The organism is Neosynechococcus sphagnicola sy1, assembly GCF_000775285.1.
Classification (GTDB): Bacteria; Cyanobacteriota; Cyanobacteriia; order Neosynechococcales; family Neosynechococcaceae; genus Neosynechococcus; species Neosynechococcus sphagnicola.
In genome coordinates, this window is sequence record NZ_JJML01000022.1 from 1 (window position 1) to 25,817 (window position 25,817).

Below are 25,817 nucleotides of genomic sequence, written 5' to 3' on the forward strand. Positions count from 1 at the left end.
TTCCGCTTTGCTCAGGCGTGGCGAACTGCTAAACCTCTGATGCCGTAAGGCGTTGAGCACCCAGAACACCTGGTTAATCTCTTGTTTCAGGCTGCTGCTAAACCTCTGATGCCGTAAGGCGTTGAGCACTCAGGATTTTTTGTTTTGCCAAAAGAGCCATGTCCAATTGTCCCCACACACGTGGGGGTGAACCGAAGGGCATGTGTAGCCACCCCACTGCCACTACCTCATTCGGTCACTCGTGATCTCGACAATTGGATGATCTCCACCAGCATTGGCATCCTTCTGAATTCCTTTGCGATCGCGCCAAAGTTTGTAATACAGAATCGGTACTGCCGATCGCGACAGTAACAAGGAGGCCACTTCACCAGCCATGAGCGAGATTGCTAATCCTTGGAAGATGGGGTCAGCGAGGATAATTGCCGATCCGACAAATACAGCGGCAGCAGTTAAAAGCATGGGACGGAACCGCACTGCTCCTGCATCGATGACCGCTTCCTCTAAGGGCATTCCTTCCTTGAGGCGTAACTCGATGAAATCCACCAAGATGATGGAGTTCCGCACCACAATTCCAGCTCCAGCAATGAATCCAATCATGGAAGTCGCAGTAAAAAATGATCCCATTAACCAGTGGGCTGGCATAATACCGATCAGCGAAAAGGGAATGGCGGCCATGATCACCAATGGCGTTGTAAATGACTGAAACCAACCAACAACCAGCGCATAAATCAGCAACAGTACCACCGCAAAGGCAATCCCAAGATCGCGGAAAACCTCATAGGTGACTTGCCATTCACCATCCCATTTGATCCCATAGGTTTCGGTGGTTGGGGGTTGTTCAGTCAGATAAGTCTGAATCTTTGTACCAGTGGTTGGAACAAGTTTGTCGATCTGAGGTTGCAGGTTGAGCATGGCATAGACGGCACTCTCAACTTTGCCAGACACATCGCCCAAGACATAGACAACAGGCTGTAGATTCTTGTGATAAATGCTGGTGTCTGCTGTCGTTGTTGTTGTATTTACCAGGGCACTCAGAGGTACCAAATTTCCATGAATCCCCTTAAGGCTAAGGGATGTTAGATCCTCTAAACTGCTGCGACTTGACTGACTGAACCGCAGATTGATTGACACATCCTCACGGGCATTTTCATCATGTAACAGCCCTACATTTTGACCAGACAGCGCCATTTGCAAGACTTCTGAAATTTGAGCCGGACTGATGCCATTCAACGCGGCTTTTTCGCGATCGATCACCAATCGATAATCCGTTTGAGGCGCTTCCACATACCAGTCCACATCGACGACACCATCAGTTGACTGATACAACTGGCGAATTTTAGTCGCTAGGTCAATTTGGCCATTGTAATCAGGGCCATAAATCTCAGTCACCAGAGTTTGTAAAACTGGAGGGCCAGGAGGAATTTCGGCAACCTGAATTCGGGCATGGTAGCGATCGCTAATTTCCTTGAGCTTGGGACGAATGGCTTTGGCAATCTCATGGCTCTGTCGGTTGCGTTCCCCCTTCGGCAAAAAGTTCACCTGAATATCCGCAACATTGGTTCCTGATCGCAGAAAGTAGTGCCGCACCAAACCATTAAAGTTATAGGGTGAAGAGGTACCCACATAACTTTGATAGTGAAGAACTTCAGGAACCGTAGCGAGATATTGTCCCATTTCCTTCGTCGCTCTGGCGGTCTGCTCCAGGGTCGTGCCCTCTGGCATATTCACTACCACCTGCAACTCACTCTTATTGTCAAAGGGCAGCATTTTCAGAATCACCAGCCGGGAACCGGCCAGTCCACCTACGATTAAGACCAGCGCCATCACCGTCGCCACCAGAAACGTCGTTCCTCGACGGGGGTAATGCACCAAGGGATACATAAAGCGACGATAAAGCTGGCTCAGGGCATCTTCCCCATGATCGTGGGCAGCATGACTAGAGCCGCTGAAAACTTGCACGGTTGCCCAAGGGACAACGATGAAGGCCACCATCGCTGAAAAGATCATGGCAGCAGAGGCACCGAGGGGAATTGGCAGCATATAAGGCCCCATCAATCCCCCGACAAATGCCATGGGGAGAATGGCAGCGATGACCGCCAAGGTTGCCAATATCGTGGGATTACCCACTTCATCCACCGCTTCCAGCACAATCTGTTGCAGGGTGCGACGGCGATTCGTGGATAATTGCAACCGGGTTTTATTGTCTGGCAATTGTAGATGCCGTCCGACGTTTTCCACCACCACGATCGCATCATCCACTAGGATTCCGATGGAGAAGATCAGGGCAAAGAAGGTGACTCGATTCAGCGTGAAGTGATAAAAGACAAAGCTAGCAAGGGTTAATGACAAGGTGACGGGAATTGAGATGGCAACGACCATTGCCTCCTTTTTACCCATCACAAACCACATCAGCAACGTCACAGAACCGACTGCGATCAGCATATGAAACAGTAGTTCGTTAGAACGTTCAGCCGCTATTTCACCGTAGTCTCGGGTCACGGTTAGATGAACATTTTGGGGAAGATAATGGTGTTGAATTTGCTCTAGCTTATGCAGAACCCGATGAGATACCTGAATTGCATTAGCTCCAGCACGTTTGGCGATCGCGATCGTCACCGCTTCGGTTTCCCCTTGCAGGGGTATAGCCTGCCGCGCCCCTTGATCGACGTTCCCTTGTCCAAAAAATACATAACTTGCAGGTTCCTCCGAGCCATCCGTAACGGTTGCGACATCTCGCAAATAAACAGGTTGATTGTTGGCAACTGCAACGACAAGTCCTTTAGCATCTTTCGCAGATCCAATGAAACTCTGGGTTCTCACTAAAAACGAGTGATTATTTTGACTGAAGGCACCACTGGCAAGTTCAGCATTTTGAGCCTGAATTGCTGTTGCTATCTCTAGGGGCGTTAAGCCAAAGGCATTTAATCGAACTGGATCAAGATCGACTCGCAGTTGTCGCTTCTGTCCACCGATCAGGGTCGTTTCGGAAACATCGGGAACTTGCTTAATTTGTTCGTCTAATTGAGCCGCAATCTGCCGTAATTCGGCTCCACTACTCTGCTCTCCCCACAATGTCAGGGTCAGAATCGGTACATCATCAATTGACCTTGACTTAATGAGTGGTTGGGAGACACCGGAAGGAATCTTGTCAAAGTTGGCGTAGAGTTTATTGTAAAGTTTAACCACAGAATCTTCTGTATTCTGCCCAACCAGAAATCGCACAATTACTAGCGATGAGCCGGGACGTGATGTGGAGTAAATATATTCCACGCCGGGCAGTTCTTTAATCAACTTCTCCAGAGGTGCCGTGACCCGCTGTTCCACATCCTTGGCAGAGGCTCCCGGCATTTGCACAAACACATCTGCCATTGGTACCGTGATTTGTGGTTCTTCTTCCCTTGGCAGGATTAGGATGGCACCAATCCCTAATAGCAGTGCCACCAGAATGATCAGTGGCGTTAGTTTTGAGTCAATGAATTTCTTGGCTAAGTTACCTACAAATCCCAATCTGGGGGCATTAGAAGATAGAGATGGATGTTCATGCGGTTGCTTCTGAATCATTTCTTGATCACCCTATTCCTGAATGGTGATCGGTTGTCCGTCGCTGAGTTGCCCAATGTTGGTGCGAATGATGCGATCGCCCGTGATCAATCCTGAAACAATTTCTACCTGTCCATGCTGTTGATGCCCTGTTTTCACCCACCGCAAAACAGCGATCGATTGAGAATTGTTTGTCTTGACGACATAAACCCCTTGTAACTGCCCTCGTTGAATCAGGGCATTCCTAGGAATGAGAATGGTTTCTTGTTGTTCACCTAAAGGCAGAGCAATGCGTCCAAACATTCCTGAAATCAGGTTCTCAGAATCATGGAGCGGAATCTTGATCAGAAAACTACGAGAATTGGGATTGGCTGCTGGAACAATTTGTTGAATGGTGGCGTTGAAAGTTTGACGGACGGCATCCACCCGTACCTTGACCTGTTGACCGACACGGACGAAGCGCAAGTCTGCTTCTGGGACTGAGATTTCTATCTGGAGTCGGTTGGGATTTTCAACTTTCAGCAGTGCCGTTCCAAGCGCTGCCATCTCTCCTTCATAGGCAAGTTTCTCCACTACAACCCCATCAAAGGGTGCGATCACTGTGCCGTAGCTCTCACTCACGGATGCCGAGGCCACCCCAGATTCTGCCCGCTGGACGGCAGCGCGGGACTGGGCGATCGCCGCCTGTGCCTGCCGAATGCCTGCTTCTGTTTGGGCAACTCTTGCCTTGGCTTCCTCCAGGGTGGTATTTGCCTCATCTAGTCGAGATTGGGCAACCGCTCCTTCGCCTTGCAGTTGAGCCATTCGAGACTGGTTGATCGTTGCCAATCGCAGGGCAGCTTGAGCCTCAATTTTTTGGGACTCTAATTGATTTAGGATTGCCTGGGAACGGATGACTTCTGATTGTGCTTGAGCCACCCCTGATTGTGCCTGACTGGTTTGAGCCGTCATATCCATGACATCAATGCGAACCAGACTCTCGCCTTTACGGAAGCGATCGCCAGATTCCAGCGCCAAGTGTGTGATCCGTCCCATCACCCGGGTTGACAGAGTGGCCTGATCAATGGGGCGAATCGTCCCAGAGAGTTCTAGGGTATTGGCAATGAACTGGGAGCGCAGCGTCAGGGTTTCAACCGCAATTGCTGGGGCTAATGGGGCTTCTGGTGCCTGGGGAGAACGGGTAAGTTGCAGCATTCCCCAGGTTCCTCCAGCCAGGATCAATGTTCCTCCCAGCAATAGTCCCCAACGCTTCAAAGAAAATGGTAGTGAGGGAGACTGCTTTTGTTCACCTAATCCATTAATTGTTTGATCGAAGGCTTCATGAAGCGGTTTATCTGAGGTGGTGTGAGTCATAGGATCAAGCCTTCCTTCCTAGAAATTGGAGGGGGATGAAGCGATGGGGGTATGATTGAGTAATAGGAAAAATAGGGTAGAGTTTTTAATCCCAAATCTCCTAAGGATGATTGCCCCGCTGCACAGAATAACCTGTGCTTTGCCATGCCAATAAGCCACCTTTCAGGTTGTAGACCTGACGGTAGCCCTGAGTTACTAACCATTGAGCTGCGATCGCGCTCCGATGACCTGAGAGACAGGTGAGGGCAATTTCCTGATCTTTGGAGATCTCCTTCAGAATGCGGTTACGACTTAACCGTTGTGCTCCGGGAATATGCCCCATCCAGTATTCCAACCAACCGCGCACATCAATGATTAAGAGCTGATTCTGAAGCGACTTCAGTTGAGTTGACGTGAGTAAGACTGGATTCATCGATTGTTTTTTAGTTGATGTCATTTTGATCTCCCGATATTTTTAAACTCTGCACATGACGGCAAATGATTTGATAAAAGGGCTTGCCATTCTGGGGTCTTTAATCATGGCAGTATAGTCTCCCAGTCGGAATTGTAATTTGCGGCTAATGTAGGCCATACTCAATCCCATCATGTTCAAACCTTTTATTTTCCATTGTTGCCAGTGTTCGCGATCAGCCCGTAAGTCCCAATTCATTTTTTGTCCGTCATAGGCTCCCGCAAAAACCACCCGTCCAGCTTCAACCGTGAGAACACCTGCGGGATTTACATCCGCTTCAAACCCATAACCAATCACTGAATTAAAATCGATTTTAGCCAGGGCGTCGGCTAGCTCTGGTTCGGCATTCCACTGTTCAGCAAATGCCTGCATCCATGCCGGTGAAAATATGTCTGTCATGGGTGGCTCCAAATCAATTTTGAAAATTAGTTGTAGCGGGAAACAGTTTGCCATTCTTGAACCAATGAGGGTGGTACCGATAACCGAATAGCCTCACCCTGAAGCGTTGGCAATGTTAACTGGAGGGGAATCTCTGCTTGTAACTGCGGTAGTAATGGCTCAAGGTCATACTGGCCGACGTTTGTTTCCGGGCGATCGCGATCGGTGAACATATTGTTGGAAGCGTCAGCAGCCACCAGGGTCTTCCCCAATGAACTTGTTAACGTCAGGGGTTGGGAGCGATCAATTTCAACCACGCCGGGAAAGCCCACCAGCCTGAGTTCAAAGCTGGTTTGCCCTTCGGGTCGGATGCGCTTGAAGGCAACAGCCTGCCAGCCATTACCATGCTGATCTTTAAGGGTTTGGCGAGACTGATGGACGATTTGTCCCGGTGCTTCTTCGAGTTCTCGAATGTCAGCTGCTGCAAGGGGAGGATTTAATAGTCCTAACCTCAGTAAAACCACCAACACGATCGCGCCTAACAACAATAACCACGATAAAAACTTGCGAATTCGACATCCCATAAATCACCCTCTCTACTAATCGATCAGAGATTGACGAAGATGAGCGCACAATTCCAGTAATTGCCTATCAATCACTCGGTAATAACGCCAAATTCCTTCCCGACGGCAGGTCACTACGCCAGCATCCTTCATCAAGCGCAAATGTCTGGAGACATTACCCTGGTGGAGTCCGGTATACTCGCAGATTTGCTGCACACTGCGTTCTTGATTGCACAGGGCTGCCAGAATTTGCAGGCGGGTGGGTTCTGCCAGAATCTTGAATCGGCCTGCGAGTACCTCCAGTTCCTCAGGGTTGAAGACAATTTCCATATCACTCGCTTCCCTCCGGTAAGTTGGGATGGCGATGGATGCTGATGAAGTGATGGAGCACTTCCTGTAAAGCAGGCCCATCAACGACCATGTGAGTTCCGGGAATGCCCAAGATGATCTTCATCCGTTGACCTGAATCAGTTCTGGACTGGGAGCAATCGGTTCCACCAGCGGCAGCCCGATCGCCCGAAAGCCCCAACGCTCAAACCAGGGAATCGTCCAGCCTAAGCGCATCTTCGTTAGAAAATATTTCTCGAATCCTGACTTCATCCACCCCACCCAAATGCCGTTATAGGTGAGCGCCCGGTGGCGATGTCCTGCCTCATCCGGTAGCAGTGGATCGGCTAAAAATAGCGCTCCCGTATCGCCGAAATCCGCGAAGCAAACCGCCTGTAGCGTGGGTCTAAGCTGAAGTCCAGAGATAACACCTAACTCCAGGGAAATATTATGGGCAACCGCCAGAGCCATTTCTTCGGTCATCAGTCCCACCTTGGGAGCCCCCGTGGGGATCGGGGTTGGCTCCACGGCTTTGAGTTGGGTGATCACTCCCACGGCGTAAATCGACTCAAAGTTAGGATGACGATAAGTGGGTAATATGGGTACAAAGCCCTTGGCATCAGTTAAGCCCGGTACTTCGCGCAAGAAGCGTGGTCCGCGAAAGGGCGGCAAGACCATTGTGTACTTTGATGGAATCCTCCGTCCATCCGCTAGATGTACCGCGCCTGCTTCAAAATGCGAAATCGCCGTATTTTCCATTAGTTCAATTTCCCGAGCCGCCATGAATTTGCGCATCAGCCAGCGGGAGTTAGCCATACCACCGATGCCGAGATGACCAGCGTAGGGTTCTGAAGTAATGAAGGTGATCGGGACGTGAGATCGCAGTCCCTTCTGCTGCAAAACGTGATGCATCAAGAAGGCAACCTCATAGGCGGGGCCAAAACAACTAGCTCCCGGTGCCGCACCCACCACAATTGGCCCTGGATCGGCTAAGAATTTTTCCCACGCGACCCCTGCCAACACAGCATGGTGAGGATTACACACCGATTGAGTGTAACCTCCCTCGGGCCCCAACCCTGGAATAGCATCTAGCGCCAGTTCTGGCCCTGTGGCAATGACGGCATAGTCGTAGTCCAGTATCTGACCCTGGAGCTGAATTTGTTTGGCCTTTGGATCAATTGCTGTCACGGCATCCAGAATCAACTCAATGCCGTGCCGAGGAACGATCGTAGCTAAATCTAACTGGATCTGATCGAGGGACTTTAACCCCAACCCGACCCAAGGTAATGAAGGCACAAACGTAAACTTCGGTTGATTTGAAATCAGCGTGATCCGATGTTCACGCGGCAATACATGCCTCAGTTCATAGGCAGTGGGCAATCCTCCCAGTCCCGCACCAATGACAATAATGTGAGCCATAATAGCGACTCCTAAACATCTTTTTTAAAACTTGAATTTGAGCCATGGATGAGCACCCACCATCCTGCCTGCAACCAAACATCGCTCAGGACACAGGGGGCAGGGCTACTGATGCATATAAACAGTCGTCGGCAATGCAGGCTCGAGAGAGCTAGTGATTATTATACTACTATACAGTTATATGGTAGAAAATCCGAAGTGTTGCCAAACCTTTACTTTTTGTTTGGTTGTAGAAGAGTCATCGTCTAATTAAGCCATGAGGTCACGGGATCTCAATTGGGCACCTGCGTTGAACAATTTATGGATATAAGTCTGGCGATATTGCCCCTGAGAACGCAGAATGCGCTCAAAGGTTTCTGTGTTATTCAGCCCCCGTGTCAATTGCGCCTTGAATCCGTGCGATCGCCTCTTCCGCTGATCGATTTGCGACTGTTGACTCTCGTTGGCTTGATTCGCCTCACTCCCCTTCTCAAATAAGCTGCTAGCTTCCTCCAGCACCTGTCGCTTCCAGTTGTTAATCATCGTCGGATGCACTTCGTACTGACTGGCCATCTCCGAGATGGTCTTTTTTCTCCGAACAGCTTCCAGTGCGACTTTGGCTTTGAATTGCGGACTCTATTGTTTGCGTTTGTTACTCATGAACTACTCCTATCATCTTTTGAGTGGTTCAGAGCTTATCCCCTTGTCCAGTTTTTCGGTTCCACTTCAATCAGCGATCGCACCAGAGGCTTTAGCCTACACTTAAACACAAGACCCATGCTCTAGGAGCATTGTTCATGGTTCCGACCCTAGCTCAACCTCTCACCCTACAAGAATTTCTTGCCCTGCCAGAAGGCGATGTCATCTACGAATTTGTTGACGGGCAAGCAGTTCCCAAGCTTTCAGACCCAGATATGTCTCCCAAATACTTTCATAGTTCCGTGACCGGCATCCTGTTTGTGTTGTTGCACCAGTGGAGCCAAGGACGGGGGCGAACTCGCATTGAATGGGCTGTTTCCTTAGTCCGTCAAGAGCAAGCTTGGGTACCTGTACCTGATCTGACCTATATCTCCTACGATCGCCTTCCCCTAACCTGGGGCGAAGATGCCCCCTGCCCCGTTCCCCCAGAACTCACGATCGAAATTATCTCTCCTGGGCAGACCTTTGGCGCAATGCTTGAGAAAGTAACCCATTATCTGTTGGCAGGTATCCTCAGGGCCTGGGTGGTAGATACCCAGGCTCACAGCATTACCGTCTTCTTTCCTGATCAGCTTCCCCGTACCTATACAGGCAATACTTCCCTTTCTGATCCTTTGCTGGAAGGGTTGAAACTTACAGCACGAGAGGTATTCCAAGATTTACAGTAACCTACTTGTTAAACTGGCTGAGAAAGCCCTCCCAGCAGGGATTTCAAGGATCGGCCTGCCAAACCTCTGATGCCGTAAGGCGTCAACAAAAAATCTGGGATTCTAAAGCTGGGGGGGGCTGACTCTGCCCCAGTCTGCTACCATAGGCTCTCTGAAGATTTTCCGCCGTCATTACCTCTTGGGGCGTACCATCCGCAATCAGAGAACGATTCAGTAAGAGTAATCGATCTAACTGGGTCAGGGTTTGTCCCCAATTGTGGCTACTGACCAGTAAAATCTTTCCCTCAGCCCTTAGCTCCGCATAGATCTCTAAAATCACGGCTTCGGTTGTTTGATCCACACCAGTAAAGGGTTCGTCAAATAGGAGTAAATCCGCTTTCTGGGTCAGTGCCCGCCCCAGAAATACGCGCTGCTGTTGCCCTCCAGACAACTCCCCAATGCGGCGATCGCGCAAGTCCCATATCCCCACCCGTTCCAGCGCTGATTGAACAATGGCGTGGGTTCCCTGACCCGGCGTGCCTAACCACCCTAAATGTCGAGTACGACCCATCATGGCAACATTGCGAACGGTGACTGGATAGTCCCAATCAATCTGCGATCGCTGGGGCACATAGGCTACCCGGTAGCGTTGCTGTTGCAGAGGTTGGGAGCGAAAATCAACTCCCCCACTCACGGTCGGCACCAATCCCAGCATGGCCTTAAGCAGGGTACTTTTCCCAGCACCATTGGGGCCAATCACCCCCACCAACTGCCCCGGCTGCACACTGAAATTCACGGCCTCCAGCCCACAAATCCCCCGATAATTGACAGCTAATTGCCGGACTTCTAGCATAAATCCTGGGTGGGCGAAATTTACGTAAGAATGATTATCATTCTAAGATAGCACCTTCCGTTTTTGGCATGAACATCCTATGTCTTCCCTCCGTTGGTTACCCTGGAAACCCTCCGTCCTTGTGATCATGGTGAGTTTTGTGGGTGGGTGTCATGCTCCTACCCCCCAGGCCACAGGCTCCCCCGCTGCCAGTCCCAGACTACAGGTGGTTGTCACCACTAGTGTGCTCTGCGGCCTCACACAAGAAATCGCCCAAGGAGCCGTTGCTCTCAACTGTTTGGTCAAGCCAGGAACTGACCCCCATGTCTATCAACCAACACCGGAAGACCGGAAGGCGATCGAAACCGCAGCCTTAATTCTCTACGGCGGTTACAATTTTGAGCCGAGTTTGATCAAATTGGTCAAAGCCACCTCTAATCCAGCTCCGAAGGTGGCCGTGGGTGAGGTGGCTGTACCTCAACCCTTGATGTTCAACGCAGCCGATCCTGATCCCCACGTCTGGCACAACGCCCAGAATGGGGTACGTATGGTGGCGGTGATTCAAACGCAGCTGACGCAGCTGGATCAGCGTCACAAAGATCGCTATCGCCACAACGCCCAGGTGCTCACCCACCATCTCACCCAGTTAGATACCTGGATTCGCTCCCAGATTGCGACCATTCCCGTCACCTCCCGTAAGTTAATCACCACCCACGATGCCTTGGGTTATTATGCCGCCGCCTATGGGATTCCGGTGGAGGGGGTCACTTCAGGGGATTAGCACCGACGAGAAGCCAACCGCCGCTCGGGTCAGGGAATTGGTTGAGGAGATTGAAGCTGCTAAAATTCCCACGATCTTCGCCGAGGTATCGGTCAACCCGAAGCTGTTGACAACCGTTGCTCAGGAGGCCAAGGTGCAAATTGCCAGCCGAGAACTGTTTGCCGATGGACTAGGAGAGCCAGGGAGTGAGGGGGATACCTACGCCAAAATGTTGGCGGCAAATACTCAGACCCTAGTGGAAGGCTTGGGGGGGAATTTTATCCCCTTCCAAGCTCAACCCTAAGCCAGGGCAGTAGCAAGAAAGGCAATCCCAACTAGAGCAAAGGCATAACCACTGATCCGTCTCAGCTGCATGAGGGATTGGGCTGCTTTCTCAGCAAGGAGCTGACCCACCCCTAAAGCCGAGAGGGCGATCGCGGCCTGAATCAGGGTAAAACCAACTAAATAGGCCACCAAGGGCGTTATTTCAGCACCCACAATCGACTCTCCATAGGCGTAGCCATGAAACACGCCTGCGATCGCAGCAATGCCCGTGATCAGGGCAAAATTGAGTTGTTGATTCCAGATTAAGATCAAGCCCAATAGCAACACACTCAGGGAAATTGCGATTTCGGCACCGGGGAGATCCAGGCTGCCCAAATGCAGTCCTGTTCCCACCATCGCGGCACCGACAAACGCTGCTGGAATCAACGCCCCCCAATGACGCCCAGCGGCGAGGAGCCCAATTGCCACGACAAAGGCGAGATGATCCAGGCCAATCACCGGATGGGCAAGTCCAGAGAGCAACCCCTCCCAGGCAGTTGCAGGGAGCCCCCCTCCCATGGCATGGTGAGCCTGGGCTTGGTGAGCGGCGTTCGATAGGGACAGGCTCACCCCGGCAATAATGGCGATCGCTCGGAGTTGTCGCTGTTTCCAGGATTGAGGTTCTCGCACCTGGGGGGAAATACTGGATATAGATTTCATGGTGTACCTCGCACACTCGATCAACCGATCACTTATCGGCAGGCATCCTGGCTGAGAGACCTCGGTCTCATGACAGTTGCGGGACAGCGTCGGACTTACACCGAACTTTCCCTGCTATTGCACCGCTGGTACAAAAACTCTGGTAGCTGCTCCCTACCAGAGCCGATAAATTTCTCTCACTGTACTGCACAACGACATCTTTGCCAGCATTCCCTGCAAGGGCGATGGCCAGAGGCCGGACGATCACCATCGCGGGTAAATTTGCCTGCAAAAGGTCTATTGGTATGCTGAAATCATCTTCACAATCTTGCTATACCGATAATTGGCTAATATATGACAGAAAATTAAGAAAGCTAGGGGATGCAACTTTAGGGAACTTGTGATTGATTCCCTGTGTCTGCCCTAAGCAAACTGGGGCAATTTTTGCTAATGAGCCGCTGCGTGTGTGAGGAAGTCAGTGCCAACTCGTCAGTATTCGCATCAACACTTGAGAAAAGCCCAATTGCGCCCTCGGAAATATAGCGCTCCCCCCCCCAAGAGATCGCAGCGACGGGGCCTTTCCTGGATATTGCCGCTGTTGGGGCTAACGGCCATTGCTGCTGCCAGTGCCAGTGCCGGAGCCTTCCTGGCGATGTCGATGGGCAAAACCCCCCTGATGCAGCGCCATCTCAGCCCTGCAGAGGCAGCTGTGTTTCATCAAGGCGATCGCATTTCGAGCAGCAACTTCCAGTTGCCCGCCCTCACGCGATCGGTGAATATCCTGGTGCTAGGAACAAAAGTATTGACCACCGAGGTGAATCACCTCCCCGCAGAACTGCGCAATTTACCCTATCAAGCCGTGGTCAATTCCTTTGACGGCTTGACTGATACCATGCTACTGCTACGGTTTAACCCCGAGACCCAGAAGTTGACGGTGATGTCAATTCCCCGCGATACCCGTACCTATGTCGAGGGGCATGGGGTGACCAAGATCAATGCTGCCAATGTCTACGGTGGGCCAGCTCTAAGCGCCCGTTCCATTAGCGAACTATTGGGGGGGTGGCGATTGATCGCTATGTCCGCATTAATGTTCAGGGGGTGGAAAAGCTGGTGGATGCCCTGGGAGGACTCACCATCTACGTCCCCAAAGATATGCATTACCAGGATGATAGTCAGCATCTGTACATCAACCTCAAGGCCGGGAAGCAACACCTCAGTGGCACCCAAGTACTGCAACTGCTGCGGTTCCGCTACGACAATTATGGGGATATCGGGCGGATTCAGCGGCAACAGATGGTGATGCGAGCCTTATTTGAGCAGGCATTTAACCCCACGACCTTGGCGCGATCGCCCCAAATTATTGCTGTGATCCAATCTCACATTGATACCAATCTCAGCGTTGAAGAATTGCTGGCGCTGGCTGGTTTTGCCACGGGCATCGATCGCTCTCGGGTGAATATGTTGATGCTGCCCGGAGATTTTAGTCGTCCCAGCGAATACGATGCCAGCTACTGGCTCCCCGATCGCGATCGCATTCAAACAATGGTCTCTCAATACTTTGATCTAGGGACTGTAACTAACTCCGGCGTTGATCCAGCCCGCTTGCGGGTTGCCATCCAGAACACGACTGGAGCGGATGGCATCACAGGGGAACTTGTCCGCAAGCTAGAGCAGGCAGGTTATGGCAACACCTACCTTGTTGACCCAATGCAAGAGTCCTTAAAGGTGACTCGAATTGTCGCTCAGCAGGGAGATCTCGCCAGTGCCGAAGCCCTGCGGCAGCAACTGGGCTTTGGCGAAGTCCGCATCGAAAGCACTGGCAGTTTGCAATCCGATATTACAATTCAAATCGGTCGGGATTGCTTGCAGCAACTTGCCACCCCTTAGTGTCGGCCACTGACCAGGGATCATCATTCACTCTTCCAAGGTGATCACCTGGCTGTAAGGGGGGCACGCCAGAATTTATGCATTTTAGATGCACAACAGCTTATCAGCATTCGAGCCAACTATCTGAGAGGCACGGCTCCCAGAGGGACTCGAATGCTGAGGGGTTGGATGTCAGGGAGCAGGAATAGGAACTAGACCCACCCGGTTTAGGACATTGCCTGGACAAGATAGTCAAAGTAGGGAGCAATTTCAGCTGCGTCCTCTTGGCTGAGTAAGTCTAGAGAGGCGTTTTTTCAGGCAGCGGATTGATTCCGCCATCCCCGGAACAGGAACCCCCAGAGAGTTGTACATTTCCCGTGCTCCAATGACTCCAATGGTTTCAATCGGCTCCTTATCGCCAGAGATAATACCGTAGGTAATGAGACGCAGATACCAACCATAATCTCGGAGACAGAGCGCCCGCTGCCGCTCACCGTAGGCATTCCCCCCCGGAGAGATGAAATCAGGTCGATTTTGCCAGAGTTGCTTACTGGCTTCTTGGACAATTTTTCGTTCGTTTTCAGTCAGGACGCTGGCAATTCGCATCCGCTGCTCACCTGTTTGAAAAAACTCTTCAATGCTCTTAAGCTCCCCGGTGCTGGGATAGCGCAGTTCGTCGTCGGCTTTAAGAATGACTTGGCTAACTACACTCATGGTATTGTCTTATTTCTGATTTACTCCCATCGTACCGAAGGATGCTTCAGTATTATCGACTGTCGGTGTTTTTTAAGATAGATTACAAATTTGCCAGTCTTCTAAGATGTCACCCGTTGGCACCAAGCAACCTAGATTTGGCACCTCTCCTAGAGAAGGGTGAGGCGTGACGTTAGCTGAAGTTGAGGGTGAGACTGGGTAACAAACGCTGGAGATTTTTTAAGGACTTCGTCTGCCAAAGCACTTTGTCTGACCCTTGTAACACCAGTTGCACATCCCCTCGCTGACGTACCTTGACAACAAACATTGACAGCATACTGATCCCAGAGCTGTTGAGAAACTCTAGTTCCTGTAGGTTTAGCGTACAGGAAGAGGATTGGTCAATTGCATGGAGTAGGAGATCCATAATGGGTTCATACTCCTTCATCCCATCTAAGCGGAGAAAGCCTCGGAAGAAGACCGTTGTCACTTCCGGTTCGTACCAAATACTGTAATCGTCTGTCTGAATCTCCACGTCCCATCACTCCCAGCCAAGTTTGTGGCAACCGTTCTCATTCGTTTGGTCTAAGCCTCTAGATAGGCCATAACGCTGACGCGAACTACCTCGGGGTTCGCTGCCATGGGCTGGAACCGCCAGCCAAATTTCGCGGAATAGTCGTTGATCATGGTGATGATCCCAATATTCGACGCTCCAGTTCCTAGGGCTGCATTCTCAAGCTGACGCGCATAGAATTCATCGGCATCTGACGAGAGAAAATCCTGAATAAATTGCTGGTATTTCTCAACATTTAGGGGATTGGCATAGTTAATGACCTGGAAAATAATGGCCTCTGCATAAAGATAGAGGGTGATGCTAATCGGCATCTTAGCTGAGATATCACTATATTTAACTGCATTCTCAATCAGTTCATTGGCAACATAGCTCACCGCTGCTTTGACGGTATTTTACGGTTAATCTTATTTTCAGGGGTTTCATCACCCGGAAAGAACGCTGCGAAGTAATCTCCTAAAAAATCAGCTGACAGTCCATAGTTACTCCAACGCTGCTGGCGAGCACTAGAACTGAGTGAGAAATTCAGGGTTAAAAACTCGTCACTAGCAGGAACCTCATCCAGAAAGGCTCCAAATGTTTGCGCGGTGAAGGATTGAGTCATGGCGGGGTTAGGCGGTGGGTGATATCTGGCATCTGGGAGCCACAGTGGATCCGCAGAGGGAAGGTGGGGATGACTTCAGGGGCAACGCTTCAGCCGACCGATTGCTCCTGTCCCATCAGAGAGCAGTGGACAATTTGATTTCGCCCTCGCTGCTTCGCCTGGTAGAGCATTTGATCCGCTGCCTCGACAAGATCCGTGGGCGATCGCTCGGGGGATGGCACGGTACAGACCACCCCAAGACTCAGGGTCAGATAGGGGCTGACTAAAGAGGTTTGATGGGGAATCCGGAGTTGGTCAATGGCGGATTGCATCTGTGTAGCAATATGAACCGCCCCTTCCTCGGACGTATGGGGCAAGATCGCGGTAAATTCTTCCCCCCCGATAGCGAGCAACTAAATCCAGGGAACGCTGAGAGACGGCAGAGAGAGACTTGGCTACGAGCTTGAGGCTGTCATCTCCCGCCAAATGTCCATAGGTATCATTGTACTGTTTAAAATGGTCAATATCACAGAGGATGATCGCGAGGGGAGTCTGACCTCGGAGTGCTTGTTGCCACTGTTGATCCAGATAGTCATTAAATCTTCGCCAATTGGGAATTTGGGTGAGGCCATCGATATTGGCCATGAGATTTGCCTGACGTAATTGCTGATCCCATTGCATATCCAGCACATCGCCGTGCTCCCGGATCGTCTCGACCATCACTTCCAGATCGTACCGCTCTTGGGAGGTAATCATCAGCAGCGTCTGCAACATGGCTTCGGTACGCTGATGTTTAGCAATCTCAACCTGAAGCTTGAGGGTGAGGTCGTGGAGATCTGCCTCAATGAGATCGCCATGCTCCGCAGTTGTCGCCAAGGCAACCTCTAGGTCATGGTTGCTACGTCGCAGTTCCTCAATTTCTTCCTGGAGCCGGGTAATTTCTGCTAGTAGTTGGATTTCGCGATCGGTGGATGGTTGACTCTTTGCCATCGGTAACCCTAATACAGATACAGACCTAGAACTGAAGCACAATTCCGATTTTTAGGACTTTTACACGGGAGGATCCCACTTTAGCGAAAAGAATAGCTAGGCGAGATCAAGATCAAGAGAGAGAGCGATCTGAGCGCCAGCATCTGATTAACCTTAACAGGATTTCATTGAGCACCGACTAACTGCAAGGGCGAATCAATCTGTTTAACCCCAGACCCCACGGCTCCAGAACCAATGGGGATCGGATAGAGCGTCATTTGAGAATCATAGGCAGTCATGTCAAGGTACGGTGGGGCCTCTGATTGCCACAACTTCAGTCCTCCCAGATTTTAGTGCAGGAAATGGCGCATATCAGTGAAGACCATTACCAAATTTAACTCGTTGGCGGCCTGAATCGAGTCTTGATCTTTGACGCTGCCCCCAGGTTGGGCGATCGCAATAATTCCCGCTGCCGCTGCCCTTCTCACGGAGTCATCAAAGGGGAAGAACCCGTCACTGGCAAGGGTGGCTCCCTTCGCTTTTTCCCCCGCCTGATCCAGTGCCAGCTTCACCGAACCGACTCGGTTCATTTGTCCGGCTCCCACCCCCAAGGTGGTGCGATCGCGGGTCACCACAATAGCATTGGACTTGACATGCTTCGCCACCTTCCAAGCAAACAGCAGTTCTTCCAGTTGGGCTGGGGTGGGTTGACGTTCCGTGACGACTCGCCATTCCGTCGGATCCGTCCTTTGATCATCCCTAGCCTGCACCAGCAATCCCCCCGCGATCGCCTTCACGGTGTGGGGGAAGCCCTGATTCAAATCCGGAAGAGATAGGACTCTGAGTTTAGATTTTCCCTGGAGAATCCTTTCTGCATCAGGGTTACAGCCAGGGGCAACCACGCATTCTAGAAACGTTTGGGTGAGAACGGTCGCCGTGGGGGCATCTATGGGACGATTGAGCGCCACAATGCCCCCAAACGCAGACACGGGATCGGCATGGAACGCCTTTTCATAGGCGGTAGCAATGCTATCGGCCAAGGCAACTCCACAGGGATTGGTGTGCTTGATAATCGCCGCAGCGGGGGGTTGCGGCAAACTCGGCAACAATGCAGCGGGCTGCTTCTAGATCCACCAGATTGTTATAACTGAGTTCTTTCCCTTGGAGCTGGATGGCAGCAGCCCAACCCGTGGCTGGGGTTCCGACCTGATACCAAACAGCGGGTTGGTGGGGATTTTCGCCGTAGCGCAACGCTTGAATTTGCTGACCGAAGAGGGTGAACTGTGACCGGAGGGCGACGGTGTCTTCTGGTTGACCTTGCAGGTAAGTGGCAATGGCTAAGTCATAACGGGCAGTATGGGCAAAGGCAGTCTGAGCACAGGCTTGGCGAAAAGCGAAGGAGATACTGCCCTGCTGTTGACGCTGTTCTTGTAGGTAGGCTGGGTACTGGTCTGGGCTACAGAGGACGGTTAAATGGGCAAAGTTTTTAGCCGCCGCTCGCAGCATCGCTGGCCCACCAATATCAATTTGTTCGACGGCGTCTGCCAGGGTGACATTGGGCTGGACAATGGTCTGTTCAAAGGGATAGAGATTGACCACCACCAAATCAATGGGTCGAATCTGGTTGTTTTCTAGATCGGTGAGATCCTGGGGGACATCCCGACGGGCAAGAATGCCCCCATGAATGCGAGGATGCAAGGTTTTGACCCGTCCCCCGAGAATTTCTGGAGAGCCGGTATAGTCGGCAACCTTGGTGACCGGTAGCCCAGCGGCTTTGAGGGTTTGGGCGGTACCCCCACTACTGATTAGATCAAAGCCAAATTCCTCAACCAAACTGTGGGCGAACTCAATCAGCCCTGTTTTATCCGATGTACTTAGCAGTGCCAGCCGTGCCATGAGATGTCTGTTGCCTATGAAATCAAGATCCCTTTATTAAGGTATCGCAGTCCCGCTCAGTCACAGGGCATTGTCCCAGCATCAATACTCATCGCTAGGGTGACGGATCTGCGGTTCGCTGCTCCTGAACATCTCCATGGCTGAAAACCTCAAGCTCTCCCTAGCCGCAATGTACTCCCCTGAGAACGGGATGCTCCTGCAACACCGCTCTCCCTCATCCTCAGAACCTTAACCTCAGTCGTTGTTGGATTTGAGACCTGACAACAGCGGGATAAATCGTGGCACCGGTCAACTCTTTACAGTGAACTCCCCAAACTTCACGGAATCCTTACGATCAGTAGGCATCAATTGAGACATTATATTCAGTAGTGCTGATCACACTTAAGTTCTACAGTTATCGCGAGGTGAGGTGGCGTTATGTTAGAAACATCATCATCCCTCCCACTCCAGCTCTTGGGTAGTGGGCAACTCTTGTCTCTGTCTCCTCACCATCAAGGTTGGTTGATCTTACAGAAGCCTTTTTATACTGAATTCGTCGGCCCGGGGGCTGCCATCGGTGGGAGTTTTGATGTGCAGTGCAAATCCATCTTCGCGATTGGAGATGTGCAATTTGTTGCCCCGACAACTCTTGCGGAAAAGAAGCAGGCATTTCAAGTCCGGATCAACTCGATCCAACTGCTTCATGAACTGATGCAAGAGATTTCTCCCCTGCAACGGGCGGTGTTGCTGGTTGAGCAACTTTGTTCCATGCTAGGCATCGGGCTAGCCCAAGAGATTCCCCATGAACTCGCAGCTCAGCTCATTGGGGTCATGCCCCACAATCTGGAGATTGCTTGGAATCACTACCTCAAATGCCAGTCCCTGAACATCCCTAGCGCCCTTGATCCCGTGCTTGCAGGAGAGTCAGCCTCAGTTAGCCCCCTGCGTCTAATCAAATCTTGATTGGCTAGAAAATATCGGCGGGGTCGGCAGCTTGGACTTTACGCACCGCGATCGCCCCAGAGATCAAACACATTAATACCGTCAGGCACATGACGGTAATGCTGCGATAGACGGTCATGGAAACAGGGAGAGAGGTGGCATTCCGGGTCAAGTCATAGAGACCCAAACAGAGGGCAAACCCAGGAATGTAGCCCAATATGGAGAGGATTAATGCCTCTTGAAAGACTACACTCAGCAAATAGAAACTGGTATAGCCCATGGCTTTGAGGGTGGCATATTCTGGGAGATGATCGGAGACATCGGTGTAGAGAATTTGATAGACAATCACCGTGCCGACAATGAAGCCCATCGCCGTGCCCAGACTAAAAATAAAGCCAATGGCGGTACTGGTTTCCCAATAGCTGCGCTCAAAGTTGATAAATTCCTGCCGTGACAAAATTCGCACATCCTGGGGGAGGGAACTGCGGAGGCGACTCAACACTTGGGTGACATCAGCACCGGGCTGTAGCCGCACCAGTCCCACATCAATCAACCCTTTGCGCCGCCGATCAAAGATGCGGAGAAAATTTAAATCACTGGTAATCAGGTTGCCGTCAGCCCCAAAGGAAGCACCGAGGGTAAAGGTGCCCCCCACCGTGACTCGGCGGCCACTAACCTCCGTGACCACGGAACCCCGGCGCTGGAGTAAGTCGGGAATGGGGCCAAACTCGGCTCTGGAGGCGGCATCAAAAAGAACGACATCCGAGAGTTTGATCTGGTCGAGATGGGCCTGAACCCCAGGAAGGTCAAATACCCGATCATCTGGGTCAATGCCAATCACCAATAACTGCCGAGGCCGACGATTTTCTGGATTGCGCCAGATGCCGAAGTCTAAATAGACGGGACTTACCGACTGCACCCCCGCAAACCCCAAGGCTTGGTATAACCGTCGCTGGGGGAAGCTCCGCATGGCGATGAGAGCGGTAGACTGGGGGCTGATGAAAAAGATATCTCCCTGAAGCTGTTCGTGGAGCCGCACGGCACTGATAAACAGGGCATCCCGGAACCCCAACTGCATAAACATCAGAATCACCGCAAAACCAATGCCTGCCAGGGCAATCAGCAATCGCATTTTTTCCCGGGTGAGCTGTAACCACGCTAAGGGAATTCCGAGAATGGTCATCGCAGGGGGGGTACGAATCACAACATCGACTTGGAGGTTGGTGAGGGCAGCAACCTTACGGCTATCCTGTAAGCGAATTCTGACTTCAACCACTCGGGTATCCGTATCGGCAGCCGGGTCGGTATTGAGAACATCATTCTTACGAATTTCGCGCCCAACTTCCGCCACAACGCCCTTGATCTCGCCGGAAAAGGCATGGCTGGTAATGGTGGCCTGCTGCCCCACCTGGACCCTGGCAATATCAGTCTCATAGACTTCAGCGACGACATACATCTGTTGAATGCTGCCAATTTCGGCAATGCCATCGTTGCCGACGATTTCTCCCGGTCGGGTGTGAATTTTCAGCACCTGCCCCACAATCGGCGATCGCACGTAGGCGGTGTCTAATTCAGCTTTGGCATGGTTGAGATTGGCGATCGCCACCTCAACCTCGGCCTCCGCCTGCTGCACATCCGTGGGTCGGACTTCGGCAACACTACTCAGGACTTTTTTGGCCTGTTCCAGTTGCTTCAGGGTCGTTTTCATGGCTAACTGTCGGCGATCGAGTTCGGAGGCAGAGGTGGCTCCATTTTCGTAGAGGCGTGCAAACCGTTCATATTCCCGTTGACTGGTTTGAAGTTCCGCTTCCCAGCGGGCAACCGCCGCTCGTTGGGCCAGGATATCCCCCTGCTTTGCCCCCGCCTGCACCTGGGCTAACCGACTTGCCGCTGCCTTCACTTGCGCCTTGGCTTGGAGCACCGCCGCTTGTAGGCGGTCTTCCGCATCCATGATCGCAATGATCTGATTGGCCTGGACATTACTACCTTCCTGGATCAGCAACCGGGTCATCCGGGCGGTGCCCAAGGTAGAGGGGGCTGCCACCCTAATTACTTTACTTTGGGGTTCAATCCGTCCCAAGGAGCTGATTGCATCCACAGGGGGTCGGGGGGGGATAACGTCGCCACCGTTGGGGTAGATGCCGCCTGGGGGCCCTGAAACCGTTGATAGACAACAAAACTCAAGGCCGCAGAACCTATACCTGCGGCGATCGCCAGTACGATGATCTGTAACCTTGAAGGTTTCATTCGGGTTCACTCGCTTAACAGGCTACAAATCCAAGAAAACCTAGGAGCCGGTGGGTGCAACCCCTCTGCTGCTATCTTAAAAGGTATCAAGCAGGTCAGGTGGTCTATGGGACACGCTCACTGGGATGAAAACAACGGTCATAAGTCATTTGTCCTTCCTGGGGCCCATCCCCACTACAATCCAGACCGTCCCGGTCAAGTGCAACATATCTATCTGGACTTAGCCCTCAATATTCCCCAACAGCGCTATCAGGGCAATTGCTCAATTCGCCTCAATCCAATTGTTAGTGGCCTCGATCGCCTGAGTTTGGATGCGGTCAATTTACAGATTGCGTCGGTACAGGTGGGGGAGACGCCCTGTGCTTTTGACTACGATGGGGAACGCCTGCAGGTGCATCTCCCCCAACCCACCCAGGTCGGCCAGGTGATCCAACTGGCGATCGCCTATGGGGCTGACCATCCCCAGCGGGGCCTCTACTTTATTGCCCCAGATCAGTATTACCCTGACAAACCGATTCAGGTGTGGACCCAGGGGGAAGATGAGGACTCCCGTTTCTGGTTCCCCTGCTTTGACTATCCTGGACAACTGGCAACCTCGGAACTGCGGGTGCGGGTGCCCAGCCAATTAACCGCGATTTCCAACGGCGAGTTAGTCAGGGTTGAAACCGATGGTGATGACAAGATCTACCACTGGTTACAGCAGCAGGTGCATCCCACCTATCTCATGACCCTGGCGGTGGGAGACTTTGCCGAAATCTGTGATCAGTGGCATGGTAAACCCATCACCTACTACGTTGAGAAGGGTCAGGAAGAAAAAGCCCGTCTCAGCTTTAGCAAAACCCCGCGAATGGTGGAATTTTTCAGCTACCTCTACGGCTACCCCTATCCCTACCCGAAGTACGCCCAGGTGTGTGTGGATGACTTTATCTTTGGGGGCATGGAGAATACCTCCACGACGCTGCTCACCGATCGCTGCCTCCTGGATCAACGAGCCACCCTAGATAACCGCACGACCGAAAGCCTAGTCGCCCACGAACTAGCCCATCAATGGTTTGGCGATCTGGTGGTGATTAAGCACTGGTCCCATGCCTGGATTAAGGAAGGCATGGCCTCCTATGCTGAGGTGCTGTGGACGGAACAGGAATATGGCCTGGAGGCCGCCGCTTACTACCGCCTCAACGAAGCCCGTCATTACTTTGCCGAAGACAGCGATCGCTACCGCCGCCCCATGGTCACCCACGTCTACCGGGCAGCGATTGAACTCTATGACCGCCATCTCTATGAAAAAGGTGCTTGTGTCTATCACATGATCCGGGCGGAATTGGGCGACCCATTGTTCTGGCAGGCGATCGCAGCCTTTGTTAACCACCATGCCCATCAAACCGTTGAAACGGTGGATCTGTTGCGGGCGATTGAACAAACCACGGGACGCAATCTGTTATTTTTATTCGATCAGTATGTCTATCGCGGCGGGCACCCCGATTTCAAAGTTGCCTATGAGTGGGATGGGGAGAGCAATCTAGCGAAAATCACCGTGACTCAGACCCAGGCCAAATCGGGGAAACCAGAGGATTTATTTGACCTCAAAGTAGCGATCGCCGTTGGGTATCTTCAACCCGAGGCCCCGCCTCAGTTCCAGACGGTTCGAGTGCGGGTTCATGAGCCAGAGCAAAGTTTCTATATCCCCCTGCTGACGAAGCCCCAGTTCATTAGCTTTGACTACGGCAATCCCCTGCTGAAAACCGTGACCTTGGAGTACCCACTCCCGGAACTGAAAAACCAGTTACAGTTTGACCCCGACCCGCTGTCCCGCATCTATGCCGCCGAGGCACTGGCAAAAAAAGGCGGACTGGAAGCCGTGCAAGCCCTCTCCACTGCCCTCCGTCAAGAACACTTTTGGGGGGTGCGGGTGGAGGTAGCCCAACAACTGGCGAAGATTCGGCTGGATCAAGCCTTTGAAGGCTTGGTGGCGGGTCTCCAGGATGGTGATGCGCGGGTACGGAAGTCAGTTGTTGAAGCCCTGGCAACCTTTAAAACCCATGATTGCTACAAAGTCCTCAAACCCATTGTGGAAGCTGGGGATGCCAGTTACTATGTGGAAGCCGCCGCCGTCCGAGCCTTGGGGGGCATCGTGGCAGCCAATCTCGGCGAAAAGCCCAAAGAAGAGCGGGTGTTGAAGCTGTTAAAAAATGGTGCTCACGGAACGCGCTGGCTGGAATGAGGTGGTGCGGTCGGGAGCGATCGCCTCCCTGAGTCAAATGCGAACCTCAGAAGCGGCGCTGCAACTGATTCTCGATTATACCCCTCGCGGCATTCCCCAAGCCCTGCGACTGGCGGCCATTCGTGCCCTCGGCCCCGTTTCTCTGGGACAGTCCAGTACCAATCTCGAACGTATCCTGCAATGTCTCGGTGCCCTGACCCGGGAGACCTTCTTTCTCACCCAGGTGGCCGTTGTGGTGGCTCTGGGACAGATGGAAACCCCTAAAGCTATTCCCCTGCTGCGATCGCTGATGGAGCAGACCTCCGATGGGCGGGTGCGTCGTTTGGCGGAAGAAGCGATTCAAGGAGTGCAACAACAGGTCGGCGGCGATCGCACCTGGAAACAACTCCGGGAGGATCTCGATCAACTCAAGCAAGAAAACCAGCAACTCAAAAGTCGGATTGAAACCCTAGAAGCCAAAGCAAAACCTGATCAGGCTGATGCCTCAGCCTGAAATCCTCCGATCGTTGACACCCGATTTTGGGCATAGCCCTGCAATCTTTCTGTTGGCACTTGCAATGCTTCTGTATGAGTCCGCAACTTTCTGAATTGCTCCCCATTGCTTCTGGCGGCGGGTGCAGAGTTCAGGAAGCAATCCATCGCTTCCAGGGGCAAGCATTGGCTAGATCGGTTTCCAGATCCCAGTCATGGCAGCAGCAAACGGATCGGCGATCGCCTCAGGAATGCTACTGAGAAAAATCCGCTGCACCATCAAATTGGGGGCTGATCACCACCTTACCGTCTCGATTGATATAGCCCCACTGTTTACCCAAACGAACCGCTGCCAACCCCTTAGAAAACACCAGCGCCTCATCAAACTGGGGATTGATCAAATAGCGCCCCTCTGGATTCACATAGCCAAAGCGGTTACCAATCCGCACCAGGGCCAGTCCATCCAGGAAATTAGAGGCATCATCAAATTGCAAATTCACCGCATACTGTCCCTTGCGGTCAATATAGCCCCAGCGCTTCCCCACTTTCACCCGTGCCAATTCTTCATGGAAGCTATCGGCCTGATTAAATTCCGGGCGAATGACAAAATTGCCCGTGCGATCAATAAAGCCATAGCCCCCCCCGAGTTTCACCAGGGCAACCCCTTCGATAAAGTCGGCAGCCCCATCAAATGCGGGTTTGACAATGTACTCCCCGGTCATGGCAATGAACCCGTATTGGGTCCCATTCTTGACCCGAGCCAAGCCTTCAACAAAGTCAGCGGCATCATCAAACTGAGGACTGATGATCGTCTTTCCTGCCTTGTTGATGTAGCCCCACTGGCGCTGCTGAAATCTGACTGCTGCCAACCCCCCCTGAAAGTTACGCACCTCAGCAAACTGAGGATTGACCACGTACTGCCCCTGGGGATTCACATAACCCCAGCGATTGGCAATGCGTACCCGTGCCAAGCCATCGTAGAAAGCCAAGGCTTCATCAAACTGGGGGTTAATGACAAAGTTGCCCTTGGGGTCAATATAACCGTAAAGGGTGCCGACCTTTACCGCTGCCAAGCCTTCGGAAAAGCGATCAGCGGCATCAAATTGTGGCGGGATCGCCATGCGTCCCTTGGCATCCAGATAGCCGTAGCGCGTACTCACTTTCACCGCTGCCAAGCCTTCGACAAATGGCCCAGCTTCCAGAAACCGGGGGCTGGCTACATATTGACCCAGGGGGTCAATGTAGCCGTACTGTTCCCCGACCTTGATCGGTGCCAATCCACCAGGTACCTGAGCGCTTGAGCTGCCCAAGGGCAACACCGGGGACGGGTTGGGAGCCGTGGGGGAGATGTTTCTGTCCACCACGACGGGTTGCAATTCCTGTGCCTGTGTGGGTTGCATCCCCAACAGGCCGATCAATACGGTCAGTGAAATGTAGTTTCTTACCTGCATACCCCATGGAATCCTCT

The 25,817-nt window shown here is 52.1% G+C and carries 23 protein-coding genes, 6 pseudogenes and 1 riboswitch; of the genes and pseudogenes, 7 read left to right on the forward strand and 22 right to left on the reverse strand.

What is annotated here, in order from left to right:
* Positions 1-222: 222 nt before the first annotated feature.
* The 9 genes and pseudogenes from DO97_RS10775 to DO97_RS20985 form a co-directional block, all read right to left on the reverse strand.
* Positions 223-3,561, reverse strand: a complete 3,339-nt coding sequence (locus DO97_RS10775; RefSeq protein WP_052128629.1) for an efflux RND transporter permease subunit — start codon at positions 3,559-3,561, stop codon at positions 223-225.
* Between the two features lie 12 nt (positions 3,562-3,573).
* Positions 3,574-4,893 carry an efflux RND transporter periplasmic adaptor subunit gene (locus DO97_RS10780; RefSeq protein ID WP_036533282.1) on the reverse strand — a complete coding sequence of 440 codons (1,320 nt, stop codon included), beginning with the start codon at positions 4,891-4,893 and terminating at the stop codon, positions 3,574-3,576.
* Positions 4,894-4,993: 100 nt separating this feature from the next.
* Positions 4,994-5,329, reverse strand: coding sequence for a rhodanese-like domain-containing protein (locus DO97_RS10785; protein ID WP_036533284.1), 336 nt, complete (start codon positions 5,327-5,329; stop codon positions 4,994-4,996).
* Positions 5,330-5,347: 18 nt separating this feature from the next.
* Positions 5,348-5,743 (reverse strand): hypothetical protein, encoded by a 396-nt coding sequence (locus DO97_RS10790; protein ID WP_036533286.1) that lies wholly within the window; start codon positions 5,741-5,743, stop codon positions 5,348-5,350.
* 26 nt (positions 5,744-5,769) lie between these two features.
* On the reverse strand, positions 5,770-6,306 hold the full coding sequence (locus tag DO97_RS10795) for a DUF3122 domain-containing protein (protein ID WP_036533288.1): 537 nt from the start codon (positions 6,304-6,306) through the stop codon (positions 5,770-5,772).
* Positions 6,307-6,321: 15 nt separating this feature from the next.
* Positions 6,322-6,615 (reverse strand): ArsR/SmtB family transcription factor, encoded by a 294-nt coding sequence (locus DO97_RS10800; protein WP_036533291.1) that lies wholly within the window; start codon positions 6,613-6,615, stop codon positions 6,322-6,324.
* Between the two features lies 1 nt (position 6,616).
* Complete coding sequence (locus DO97_RS27615; RefSeq protein WP_275574996.1) at positions 6,617-6,739, reverse strand: hypothetical protein; 123 nt, start codon at positions 6,737-6,739, stop codon at positions 6,617-6,619.
* Positions 6,736-8,031 (reverse strand): NAD(P)/FAD-dependent oxidoreductase, encoded by a 1,296-nt coding sequence (locus DO97_RS10805; RefSeq protein WP_036533293.1) that lies wholly within the window; start codon positions 8,029-8,031, stop codon positions 6,736-6,738. Before DO97_RS10805 ends, DO97_RS27615 begins: the two co-directional genes overlap by 4 nt.
* A gap of 249 nt (positions 8,032-8,280) precedes the next feature.
* Positions 8,281-8,634 (reverse strand): annotated as a pseudogene (locus DO97_RS20985) (transposase); the annotation flags it as partial.
* Positions 8,635-8,807: 173 nt separating this feature from the next.
* On the opposite strand from DO97_RS20985, the gene DO97_RS10815 reads away from it, so the two are divergent.
* Entirely contained in the window at positions 8,808-9,377 is a 570-nt protein-coding gene (locus DO97_RS10815) for a Uma2 family endonuclease (RefSeq protein WP_036533295.1), read from the forward strand.
* An 82-nt stretch (positions 9,378-9,459) separates the two neighbouring features.
* On the opposite strand, the gene DO97_RS10820 is transcribed toward DO97_RS10815, so the two are convergent.
* Positions 9,460-10,209, reverse strand: a complete 750-nt coding sequence (locus DO97_RS10820; protein ID WP_036533297.1) for a metal ABC transporter ATP-binding protein — start codon at positions 10,207-10,209, stop codon at positions 9,460-9,462.
* A 79-nt stretch (positions 10,210-10,288) separates the two neighbouring features.
* Here DO97_RS10820 and DO97_RS10825 point away from each other — a divergent pair, with 79 nt between their 5' ends.
* Complete coding sequence (locus tag DO97_RS10825) at positions 10,289-10,969, forward strand: metal ABC transporter solute-binding protein, Zn/Mn family (protein ID WP_239651644.1); 681 nt, start codon at positions 10,289-10,291, stop codon at positions 10,967-10,969.
* Positions 10,932-11,252: a metal ABC transporter substrate-binding protein gene (locus tag DO97_RS26400; RefSeq protein WP_239651645.1), complete on the forward strand. Its 321-nt coding sequence runs from the start codon at positions 10,932-10,934 to the stop codon at positions 11,250-11,252. The genes DO97_RS10825 and DO97_RS26400 overlap by 38 nt, the downstream gene beginning before the upstream one ends.
* On the opposite strand, the gene DO97_RS10830 is transcribed toward DO97_RS26400, so the two are convergent.
* Positions 11,249-11,932 carry a HupE/UreJ family protein gene (locus DO97_RS10830; RefSeq protein ID WP_036533299.1) on the reverse strand — a complete coding sequence of 228 codons (684 nt, stop codon included), beginning with the start codon at positions 11,930-11,932 and terminating at the stop codon, positions 11,249-11,251. The genes DO97_RS26400 and DO97_RS10830 overlap by 4 nt on opposite strands.
* Positions 11,933-11,962: 30 nt before the next feature.
* Positions 11,963-12,103: riboswitch (cobalamin riboswitch) on the reverse strand.
* Between the two features lie 745 nt (positions 12,104-12,848).
* On the opposite strand from DO97_RS10830, the pseudogene DO97_RS27620 reads away from it, so the two are divergent.
* A pseudogene (locus DO97_RS27620) lies at positions 12,849-12,905 on the forward strand (hypothetical protein); the annotation flags it as partial.
* A gap of 65 nt (positions 12,906-12,970) precedes the next feature.
* Positions 12,971-13,798 (forward strand): LCP family protein, encoded by an 828-nt coding sequence (locus DO97_RS27625; protein WP_275574997.1) that lies wholly within the window; start codon positions 12,971-12,973, stop codon positions 13,796-13,798.
* 206 nt (positions 13,799-14,004) lie between these two features.
* On the opposite strand, the pseudogene DO97_RS10840 reads toward DO97_RS27625, so the two are convergent.
* The 7 genes and pseudogenes from DO97_RS10840 to purH all read right to left on the reverse strand — a co-directional run bounded on the left by DO97_RS10840 (position 14,005) and on the right by purH (position 18,489).
* Positions 14,005-14,491 (reverse strand): annotated as a pseudogene (locus DO97_RS10840) (allophycocyanin).
* A 172-nt stretch (positions 14,492-14,663) separates the two neighbouring features.
* A complete protein-coding gene (locus DO97_RS10845; protein ID WP_036533301.1) occupies positions 14,664-15,005 on the reverse strand; it encodes a slr1659 superfamily regulator in 342 nt (113 codons plus the stop codon).
* A gap of 50 nt (positions 15,006-15,055) precedes the next feature.
* On the reverse strand, positions 15,056-15,418 hold the full coding sequence (locus tag DO97_RS26415; protein ID WP_239651646.1) for a slr1658 superfamily regulator: 363 nt from the start codon (positions 15,416-15,418) through the stop codon (positions 15,056-15,058).
* Positions 15,415-15,645, reverse strand: coding sequence for a hypothetical protein (locus DO97_RS26420; RefSeq protein WP_239651647.1), 231 nt, complete (start codon positions 15,643-15,645; stop codon positions 15,415-15,417). The genes DO97_RS26415 and DO97_RS26420 overlap by 4 nt, the downstream gene beginning before the upstream one ends.
* Positions 15,646-15,734: 89 nt before the next feature.
* Positions 15,735-16,037, reverse strand: coding sequence for a diguanylate cyclase domain-containing protein (locus DO97_RS26425; protein ID WP_338038566.1), 303 nt, complete (start codon positions 16,035-16,037; stop codon positions 15,735-15,737).
* Positions 15,940-16,614 (reverse strand): diguanylate cyclase domain-containing protein, encoded by a 675-nt coding sequence (locus DO97_RS10855; RefSeq protein WP_239651649.1) that lies wholly within the window; start codon positions 16,612-16,614, stop codon positions 15,940-15,942. The genes DO97_RS26425 and DO97_RS10855 overlap by 98 nt, the downstream gene beginning before the upstream one ends.
* 329 nt (positions 16,615-16,943) lie before the next feature.
* Positions 16,944-18,489: pseudogene (purH, locus tag DO97_RS31090) on the reverse strand (bifunctional phosphoribosylaminoimidazolecarboxamide formyltransferase/IMP cyclohydrolase).
* Between the two features lie 417 nt (positions 18,490-18,906).
* Here purH and DO97_RS10865 point away from each other — a divergent pair.
* Positions 18,907-19,431 (forward strand): hypothetical protein, encoded by a 525-nt coding sequence (locus DO97_RS10865; RefSeq protein WP_052128631.1) that lies wholly within the window; start codon positions 18,907-18,909, stop codon positions 19,429-19,431.
* Between the two features lie 4 nt (positions 19,432-19,435).
* Here DO97_RS10865 and devC read toward each other — a convergent pair whose 3' ends face one another.
* The 3 genes and pseudogenes from devC to DO97_RS24395 all read right to left on the reverse strand — a co-directional run bounded on the left by devC (position 19,436) and on the right by DO97_RS24395 (position 21,657).
* Positions 19,436-20,593, reverse strand: a complete 1,158-nt coding sequence (gene devC, locus DO97_RS31095) for an ABC transporter permease DevC (RefSeq protein ID WP_036533323.1) — start codon at positions 20,591-20,593, stop codon at positions 19,436-19,438.
* A gap of 75 nt (positions 20,594-20,668) precedes the next feature.
* Positions 20,669-21,508 (reverse strand): annotated as a pseudogene (locus tag DO97_RS31100) (ABC exporter membrane fusion protein); the annotation flags it as partial.
* Positions 21,460-21,657 carry a hypothetical protein gene (locus DO97_RS24395; RefSeq protein ID WP_162182982.1) on the reverse strand — a complete coding sequence of 66 codons (198 nt, stop codon included), beginning with the start codon at positions 21,655-21,657 and terminating at the stop codon, positions 21,460-21,462. The gene DO97_RS24395 and the pseudogene DO97_RS31100, both read right to left, overlap by 49 nt.
* Positions 21,658-21,763: 106 nt before the next feature.
* Between DO97_RS24395 and DO97_RS10875 the strand changes: the two are divergent.
* Positions 21,764-24,371 (forward strand): annotated as a pseudogene (locus tag DO97_RS10875) (M1 family aminopeptidase).
* A 232-nt stretch (positions 24,372-24,603) separates the two neighbouring features.
* On the opposite strand, the gene DO97_RS10885 reads toward DO97_RS10875, so the two are convergent.
* Entirely contained in the window at positions 24,604-25,800 is a 1,197-nt protein-coding gene (locus DO97_RS10885) for a WG repeat-containing protein (RefSeq protein ID WP_052128632.1), read from the reverse strand.
* Between the last annotated feature and the right edge of the window lie 17 nt (positions 25,801-25,817).